Genomic DNA, 8,560 nt, shown 5'->3' with positions numbered 1-8,560 from the left:
GGGCCTGAGTGGATTCGAACCACTGACCTCACCCTTATCAGGGGTGCGCTCTAACCAACTGAGCTACAGGCCCACACGTGCCAGCGCTGGCCAAAAGGCCGCGGGCGGCGTGAGCCAGCTCAGGCGCAAACACACAACTGACGCTGTGCGTTTCTCCAGTGATGAAAGGACATGAGGACGACGGCAATGTTCTTTGGAAGAGGAGGAAGCACTTCCAGGCACGAGGCCCGGCGCTTTCCGCCAATATCCTTAGAAAGGAGGTGATCCAGCCGCAGGTTCCCCTACGGCTACCTTGTTACGACTTCACCCCAGTCGCTGATCCCACCGTGGTTGGCTGCCTCCGGTAAACCGGTTAGCGCACCACCTTCGGGTGAAACCAACTCCCATGGCGTGACGGGCGGTGTGTACAAGGCCTGGGAACGTATTCACCGCGGCATGCTGATCCGCGATTACTAGCGATTCCGCCTTCATGCTCTCGAGTTGCAGAGAACAATCCGAACTGAGACATCTTTTGGAGATTAGCTAACCCTCGCGGGATCGCTGCTCACTGTAGATGCCATTGTAGCACGTGTGTAGCCCAGCCTGTAAGGGCCATGAGGACTTGACGTCATCCCCACCTTCCTCCGGCTTATCACCGGCAGTTTCCTTAAAGTGCCCAACTAAATGATGGCAACTAAGGATGAGGGTTGCGCTCGTTGCGGGACTTAACCCAACATCTCACGACACGAGCTGACGACAGCCATGCAGCACCTGTCACTTCGTCCCGAAGGAAGGAATCTGTCTCCAGAAACCGTCGAAGGATGTCAAAGGCTGGTAAGGTTCTGCGCGTTGCTTCGAATTAAACCACATGCTCCACCGCTTGTGCAGGCCCCCGTCAATTCCTTTGAGTTTTAATCTTGCGACCGTACTCCCCAGGCGGATAACTTAATGCGTTAGCTGCGCCACCCAAGTTCTGTGAACCCGGACAGCTAGTTATCATCGTTTACGGCGTGGACTACCAGGGTATCTAATCCTGTTTGCTCCCCACGCTTTCGCACCTCAGCGTCAATAATTGTCCAGCAAGTCGCCTTCGCCACTGGTGTTCTTCCGAATATCTACGAATTTCACCTCTACACTCGGAATTCCACTTGCCTCTCCAATATTCTAGCGATCCAGTTTCAAGGGCAGTTCCGGGGTTGAGCCCCGGGATTTCACCCCTGACTTGAAAAGCCGCCTACGTGCGCTTTACGCCCAGTATTTCCGAACAACGCTAGCTCCCTCCGTATTACCGCGGCTGCTGGCACGGAGTTAGCCGGAGCTTATTCTCCAGGTACTGTCATTATCATCCCTGGTAAAAGAGCTTTACAACCCTAAGGCCTTCATCACTCACGCGGCATTGCTGGATCAGGCTTTCGCCCATTGTCCAATATTCCCCACTGCTGCCTCCCGTAGGAGTCTGGGCCGTGTCTCAGTCCCAGTGTGGCTGATCATCCTCTAAGACCAGCTAAGGATCGTCGCCTTGGTGAGCCTTTACCCCACCAACTAGCTAATCCTACGCGGGCCCATCCAAAGGCGATAAATCTTTGGTCCGAAGACATTATTTGGTATTAGCGTTCCTTTCGGAACGTTATTCCAAACCTAAGGGCAGGTTCCCACGCGTTACGCACCCGTGCGCCACTCACCCCGAAGGGTTCGTTCGACTTGCATGTGTTAGGCATGCCGCCAGCGTTCGTTCTGAGCCAGGATCAAACTCTCAAGTTTGTGTCACATACTAAACAGGCATGGGGAAAACCCCATCGACCTGCTTGGCATGAGCTTCAAGGAGCCGATACCTGCACTGTCAAACGTAATGGATACGAATGAACATGCATCATCACAGACAGAGCGTGGAGCTCCATCAGGATGCGGCGTCGGCTTGGTTACCCGTTACTGCGACCTTGAGTTTCGCAGACGGGGCGCCGTCGCCCACATGTCCCTTCATCAAAAACCAACGATTTCAAAGAGCCACTCAACATTTAAAGGCGGACAGCTAAGGGTTCCCCGATTTGCACCGGGGGATCCGGCTATCCGACTAAGTTGGCGACCGATGCGAAGTGGCGGTGGAAGCCGTCAGCGCCGCGTCGGTGGAGCCCATCTAGGCGGGGTCGGGGATTCGGTCAACGGCCTTTTTGCAATTTTCTTTCAAAAATGACGTTTTTCTCTCCGAGCCACTGAAAACAAACGATTTTCTCTGGCGCGGAAGGCGCTGGCATGCGCTTTCCCCCTGTAGTCTCCGAGCTCTCGCGGGCTGATTTTGCGATTCAGGCGGGATGAATCGACGTGATCACGGCATTTTAGAGCCTGAATCGCCCCGAGCTGGGCCGGCAGACCGGCAGGAAGCGCGGTTCCGGGATTCGATCCCACCGCATTTGAATGCTCGAATCGCGAATCTCCCATGCCATTGAGCCAATCTTTACGCCCGCGCGGGTAATGCGCGCATGGAATGGACTCGCTTACCCACCCCCTGCCCCGCCCCTCTTCTACGCGTGCGCGTGCGCGCGTGGCCGTGATCGTGCCTGCCTATGGCGTGGCGCACCTGGTGGGAGAGGCACTCGAATCGCTTCAGGCGCAGTCCATGGGCGACTGGGAGTGCGTGGTGGTCGACGACGGCGCGCCGGATGATGTCGCCGGAGCCATTTCGCCGTTCCTCGGCGATTCCCGCATTACCTTGCTGCAGACCGACAACGCCGGCGTCTCGACTGCGCGCAACCGCGCCATTGCCATGACGACGGCTCCGCTCGTCGCGCTGCTCGACGGGGACGACATCTTCCGACCCGACTACCTGGCCGAGACTTGCGATGCCCTGGAGGCGGATAGCGAGGCGCGGCTCGTTACAGTGAACGCCCGCATATTCGGAGCGGTTCGGCAGGAGCGGAACTGCTTTGCATCCCGGCAGGGAAAGGGTGACGGCGTGCGCGGCACTCTTGCCGACGTGCTGGATCGCAGTTTCGGCGTCTATATAGGGTCGACTTTCCGACGCGCGGATTTCGATGCGGTGGGCGGGTTCGACACCAGCATGACACACGCAGAGGATTTCGACCTGTGGGTGCGGCTGATGCTGCTGGGCGGGCACGCTCTCTATATAGACAAGGTGCTGGGCGACTACCGCGTGCGCGGCGCCTCTGCCTCCGCGTCCGAGCTGAAGATGCTGAAAGGCAATATCCGCACGTTCGAAAAAGCCTTGGAAGCTTTGCCCGAAAATGCGCCGGAAGCAGACGCGGCACGGGCCATGATCGCGGAGAACGCCCGCGAACTGCGATTCGGGCTTGCCGCAGACCGAATCATATCCGGTGACCGGAAAGCCCTTGCCGACCTGAGAGCCAATGCCGCGCCTGAGTTGGGCCGCGTGTGGCAGGTCTATTTCGCGCTGTGGTCCCTCGCCCCCGCGCTCGCCGGCCCGATGCTCGCTTTCCGCCGCCGCCGTAATGCGCGCGGCGCCGGTGTTTCCGAGACAGAGCCGCGCATCGATAGCCGGGCAGTGCCAGCATGAGTGCCTCGATGAGCGTGCGGGGCGCAGCCCTCCTGGCGATGGCGAGCCAGATGGGGGCCTTCGCCATCCAGTTCGCGGCCAGTGTCATCCTGGCGCGGTGGTTCATCGATCCCGATGAGCTGGGCCTGTTCACCATCGCTTTCTCCTTCGTCTCCCTGCTGGCCGTGCTGCAGGAGTTCGGCATCAACCGCTACGTCGCGGGGGAGCCGGACCTGGGCGAGGACGGTATCCGCACGGCCTTTACCGTGTCGCTGGCGATCAGCTGGGCCATTGCCATCGCCTGCGTGCTGCTGAGCTGGCCTGCCGCTGCCTTCTACGATCTGCCCGGCCTGCTGCCGCTGCTGCTGGTGGTGGCGGCAAGCTATTTCTTCGTGCCGCTGGCAACGGTGCCCATGGCGCTGCTGCACCGGCGCATGGACTTCAAGAGCAACACCATGATCGAGATCGGCGTCGTGCTCACCAATGCTGCGGTCGCGATCACGCTGGCCTGGCACGGCTACGGCGCGATTGCGCTCGCCTGGGGTGCCTTTGCCCAGCAGGTCGCGAGGGCGGCCATTGCCCAGTGGCGCATCGGCGGCCGCCTGCCGATTCCGCCGCGCGTAACAGGCGCGATGCCGGTGCTGCGTTTCGGCGGCTTTTCGACCGTGTTGAACGGGATGTCGCAACTGGGCTCCCGCTTGCCGGAACTGCTGATCGGCCGCCTGCTCGATACCGTGGCCGTGGGCCTTTTCGCCAGAGCCTACGGCCTTGCCTGGCAGTTGCGCTGGCTGGTGAGCGGCGGGATGACCACAGTGTTCTACCCCGCCTTCGCCCGCTTTCGCGACAGGGGCGATGCGCTGGGGCCGCATTACGAGCGGGTGACGGCCAGCTTCACCGCGATCACCTGGCCCACGATGGCGGGCCTTGCCGCCTGTTCGGTGCCGGTGGTCAACATCCTTTATGGCGAGCGCTGGCTAGGCGCGGCGCGGCCGCTGGAATGGATCGCCATGGCGCAGATCCTGATGATTGCCCTGCCCCTCCATGTGGAGCTGCCGATCCTGCTCAAGCGAACCCGTCCGCTACTGTGGCGATTCGGCCTCGATACCGCCGTCTCCGTGGTGCTGCTGGCCATCGGTGCGATGTTCTCTCTGGAGGCAGCCGCTGCCAGCCGCGTTGCCTATGGTTTCGCATGGCTGGCGATCCATGCGCCTTTCCTGCAATCCGTGGTGGGCTTTAGCTGGAGCGCGCTTATCCGCATCTGGTTGCAGTCCGCGTTGGTGACGGGCGTCGCCGTGCTGCCGGCGTGGCTGTCCTATATATACGTCGCGCCTGCGATCGAGGCGGGCTTCGTGCAAGTGTGCGGTGCGGCGCTGGTCGGGGTTGCGGCGTGGCTCCTCGCGCTGCGGCAAATCCGCCATCCGGCCTATTTCGAGATTCACCACTTCGCCAGCCTGGCGCTGGGGCGGTTCGGGCTGGACAGGCTGGTTCCGGCACCGCGCGCCGCATCCTGACAGAGCTATTTGGGCAAAGGCCCCCAGCGTGGTACTCTATGGCACAAGCCCGCCAGTGATGGGACTCGCCCGGCGGGTGGGAGAGAGACCATGCATCGGATTGCCTCAGCAATCGCCGTCGCGGGGGCGCTGGCCCTGACACCGGGTTCAGCATCGGCCAATACCGTGGAGCCGCCGCAGCAGCCCGAACCGCGCACCGCGACCCCCGAACAGATCGCGCAGCAGACCCCGCCCATCGTCGATATCATCGCGATGGAGATAGAGCGGTATCGCCGCATGACCGTGCCCGTCACAATCATGGGCGAAGGGCCGTTCAAATTCATGGTCGACACCGGCGCGCAGGCCACCGTGCTTTCCCGCGCGCTGGCAGACCAGTTGCAACTGATGGACCGCGCGCCCGCAACGCTGGTGGGAATGGCCAGCCGCCGCCCAGTGGAAACCACCATGGTGCCTGAATTCAAGCTGGGCGAGCGCAACATGACGATCCGCACCGCGCCATTGGTGGAAGGTGCCAACATCGGCGGCGCGGACGGCATCCTTGGCCTCGATTCATTACAGGATCAGCGGGTGCTCCTGGATTTCCATGACGGGGAGATGCACGTGTCTGATTCGCTCGGCTCGCAGGGCTCGCGCGGGTTCGATATCGTGGTGCGTGCGCGTGAGCGGCTCGGCCAGCTGATCATCCACCAGGCCGAAGTCGATGGAATCGATGTGAACGTGATCGTCGATACCGGCGCGCAGGGATCTGTCGGTAACATGGCGCTGCGCGACAGGCTGCGTCGCCACCGGCACCTGGGCGATTCGGTAATGACCGACGTCAACGGCGTGCGCATCAGCGGCGAGGCACGGGTGGTGCGGCAGCTTGAACTCGGCTCTGCCGTAGTCAGCAACATCGTCATCTCGTTCGCCGAATCGCCTACGTTCGGGGCTCTGGGGCTGTCGGATCGTCCGGCGATGATCCTGGGCATGAGCGAGTTAAGGCTGTTCCGGCGCGTGGCGATCGATTTCCGTTCCAGCCGCGTATTGTTCGACCTGCCTCGCGGCGCGCAACTGGATAACATGTTCCGCACCCCCGACAGGGCGACGCGGATCCGGTAGCCCGTACCCGACATTCGCCCAAGCTTGCCCTTCACCGCGCAAGGCCCCACCTTGCGCGGGTGAGAGATTTCGGAGACCGCACCCGCACGAAGACCGCCAATGGCGAAACCGCCGACTGGGCGACGATGCGCCGGTTCCTGCCTTACCTGTGGCCCAAGGGCCGGCCAGACCTGAAGCGCCGCATCGTGGGCGCTGCCGTTCTGGTGTTGCTGGCGAAGGTCGTGGTCCTGACCCTTCCCTTCGCCTACGCCCGCGCCGTCGACACCATGAGCGCTGATGGCGATCCCGCCGTATGGCTGGCGATGGCACTGGTGATTGCCTACGCCGCGGGGCGTTTCGGCACCGTCCTGTTCGACCAGTTGCGCAACATCACGTTCAACCGCGTGGGACAGGACGCGGTGCTGGGCCTGACCGAAGACGTGTTCGCGCGCCTCCACCAATTATCGCTGCGCTTCCACCTTTCCCGCCGTACGGGAGAGATCACCCGCGTGGTGGAGCGCGGCACCAAGTCGATCAGCTCGATGCTGTATTTTCTGCTGTTCAACATCGCACCCACCGCCATCGAACTGGTGGTGGTGAGCGTGATCTTCTGGACGATCTTCGGCTGGGAACTGGTGGCGGCCGTCGCCGTCACCGTGGTCAGCTTCATCTGGATTACCCAGGCGATCACCGAATGGCGGGTGAAGCTGCGCAAGGAAATGAACGACCTCGACGGGCAGGCGATGGCCCGCGCCGTCGATTCGCTGCTGAATTACGAGACGGTGAAATACTTCGGTGCCGAACACCGCGAGCGCGAACGCTATTCGCGCAGCGCCGGGCAATATGCCGAGGCCGCGATCAAGACCGAGAATTCGCTGGGCCTGCTCAACATCGTGCAGGCGAGCATCCTCAACCTGATGATGGGCGGCGCGATGGCGTGGACCGTCTGGGGCTGGTCTCAGGGCAACCTGACGCCGGGCGACCTGGTGCTGGTGAACACTTACCTGATGCAGCTGTTCCGCCCGCTCGACATGCTGGGCTGGGTCTATCGTACGATCCGGCAGGGGCTGATCGACATGGCGGACATGTTCGGCCTGCTCGACCGCGAGGTTGAAGTGGAAGACAGGCCCGGCGCGCCCGCGCTGGTGGTGAAGCGCCCCACGGTTACCTTCGAGGACGTCAGCTTCGGCTATGACAAGGAGCGGCAGATCCTCCACGGCCTTTCGTTCGAGGCGCCGGCGGGCAGCACCGTGGCGCTTGTCGGCCCTTCGGGCGCGGGCAAGAGCACCATCGGGCGGCTGCTCTTCCGCTTCTACGACCCGTGGGAGGGGCGCATCTGCGTGGACGGACAGGACATCCGCGAGGTGACGCAGGAGAGCCTGCGCCGAAACATCGGCATCGTCCCGCAGGATAGCGTGCTATTCAATGACACCATCCGCTACAATATCGCCTACGGGCGCGACGATCCCAGCGAGGAGGAGGTGCGCAGCGCCGCTTCCGATGCCGCGATCCTGCCCTTCGTTGAGGCCTTGCCTGATGGGTTTGAAACCGAAGTGGGCGAGCGCGGTCTGAAACTCTCGGGGGGAGAGAAGCAGCGCGTGGCGATTGCCCGCACCCTGCTGAAGAACCCGCCCATCGTGCTGCTGGACGAGGCGACGAGCGCCCTCGATTCGCGCACCGAGCAGGATATCCTCGCCACACTGAAGCGCGTTGCCTCGGGCCGCACCACCATCGCCATCGCGCACCGGCTTTCGACCATTGCCGATGCCGATTTGATCAATGTCATGGAAGCGGGCCGCATCGTGGAGCAGGGCAGTCATACGGACCTGCTGCGCCGCGACGGGCTTTATGCCGAGATGTGGAACCGCCAGCAAAGTGAGGATACCGCCGTTGCCGAAGCGGCGGAATGAGGGAGACAGACACGATGCGTCACACCATGTTGATCGCTTCCGCCGGGGCCGCCCTGCTGGCGGCCTGCGCCGCTGCGCCGGACGAGGTTGCCCAGCTACAGGCAAGCGCGGCGGGCGATACCTATTACCTTCGCGCCGGGATGATCGAGGAGATCAATCCGCCGATGGAAGCCATGTGGAACATGCAGGTGGAAGTGATGGACGACTTCGGCAATTTCGACCCTGCGCTGATGACGCCCCAGAACTGGGCCGACCTGCAGCGGCACGCGCAGGCGCTGGCCGCCGCAACGCAGCGCATGGCCACTGCCAGCACTTTCGTCGCCGCGAATGCGGATGGGCCATACAGCGATGCGCCGGTCGGCACGGACCTTGCCGCGATCCAGCAGCGGCTGGACCGGGACAAGGCCGCCTACCGCGCACTGTCGCAGAACACCGCGCGCCATGCCGAGCAATTGCTGGCCGCCGCCCGCGCGCAGGACGCAGGGCGGGTGACACAGCTGGTCAACGACATGCAGCCCCAGTGCAAAGCCTGCCACGACGTGTTCTGGTATCCCGAGGAATACCAGAACCGGTAA

The 8,560-nt window shown here is 62.5% G+C and carries 5 protein-coding genes, 1 tRNA gene and 1 rRNA gene (1 of these 7 cut by a window edge); 5 read left to right on the top strand and 2 right to left on the bottom strand.

What is annotated here, in order from left to right; all coding sequences use genetic code 11:
• Positions 1–73: transfer RNA gene (locus D4Q51_RS10245), tRNA-Ile, on the bottom strand (it extends 4 nt beyond the left edge of the window).
• Positions 74–253: 180 nt separating this feature from the next.
• Positions 254–1,740 (bottom strand): 16S ribosomal RNA (locus tag D4Q51_RS10240).
• 778 nt (positions 1,741–2,518) lie between these two features.
• Between D4Q51_RS10240 and D4Q51_RS10235 the strand changes: the two genes are divergently transcribed.
• The 5 genes from D4Q51_RS10235 (at position 2,519) to D4Q51_RS10215 (ending at position 8,560) form a co-directional block, all read left to right on the top strand.
• Entirely contained in the window at positions 2,519–3,508 is a 990-nt protein-coding gene (locus D4Q51_RS10235) for a glycosyltransferase family A protein (RefSeq protein ID WP_205689486.1), read from the top strand.
• Positions 3,509–3,516: 8 nt separating this feature from the next.
• On the top strand, positions 3,517–4,998 hold the full coding sequence (locus D4Q51_RS10230; RefSeq protein WP_205689485.1) for an oligosaccharide flippase family protein: 1,482 nt from the start codon (positions 3,517–3,519) through the stop codon (positions 4,996–4,998).
• 90 nt (positions 4,999–5,088) lie between these two features.
• Positions 5,089–6,096, top strand: coding sequence for an aspartyl protease family protein (locus D4Q51_RS10225; protein ID WP_120077661.1), 1,008 nt, complete (start codon positions 5,089–5,091; stop codon positions 6,094–6,096).
• A 125-nt stretch (positions 6,097–6,221) separates the two neighbouring features.
• Positions 6,222–7,985 carry an ABCB family ABC transporter ATP-binding protein/permease gene (locus D4Q51_RS10220; RefSeq protein ID WP_120077962.1) on the top strand — a complete coding sequence of 588 codons (1,764 nt, stop codon included), beginning with the start codon at positions 6,222–6,224 and terminating at the stop codon, positions 7,983–7,985.
• Positions 7,982–8,560, top strand: coding sequence for a cytochrome c (locus D4Q51_RS10215; RefSeq protein ID WP_120077660.1), 579 nt, complete (start codon positions 7,982–7,984; stop codon positions 8,558–8,560). The genes D4Q51_RS10220 and D4Q51_RS10215 overlap by 4 nt, the downstream gene beginning before the upstream one ends.

The organism is Aurantiacibacter odishensis (assembly GCF_003605195.1).
Taxonomy (GTDB): Bacteria; Pseudomonadota; Alphaproteobacteria; order Sphingomonadales; family Sphingomonadaceae; genus Alteraurantiacibacter; species Alteraurantiacibacter odishensis.
Note: the sequence above shows the minus strand (reverse complement) of the source record. Positions and strands in the feature narration are given on the sequence as shown.

Excerpts from the sequence above, each read along its gene's own strand:
- D4Q51_RS10215 (WP_120077660.1), top strand. The coding sequence starts at position 7,982 with ATGAGGGAGACAGACACGATGCGTCACACCATGTTGATCGCTTCCGCC.
- D4Q51_RS10225 (WP_120077661.1), top strand. The coding sequence starts at position 5,089 with ATGCATCGGATTGCCTCAGCAATCGCCGTCGCGGGGGCGCTGGCCCTG.
- D4Q51_RS10230 (WP_205689485.1), top strand. The coding sequence starts at position 3,517 with ATGAGCGTGCGGGGCGCAGCCCTCCTGGCGATGGCGAGCCAGATGGGG.
- D4Q51_RS10220 (WP_120077962.1), top strand. The coding sequence starts at position 6,222 with ATGCGCCGGTTCCTGCCTTACCTGTGGCCCAAGGGCCGGCCAGACCTG.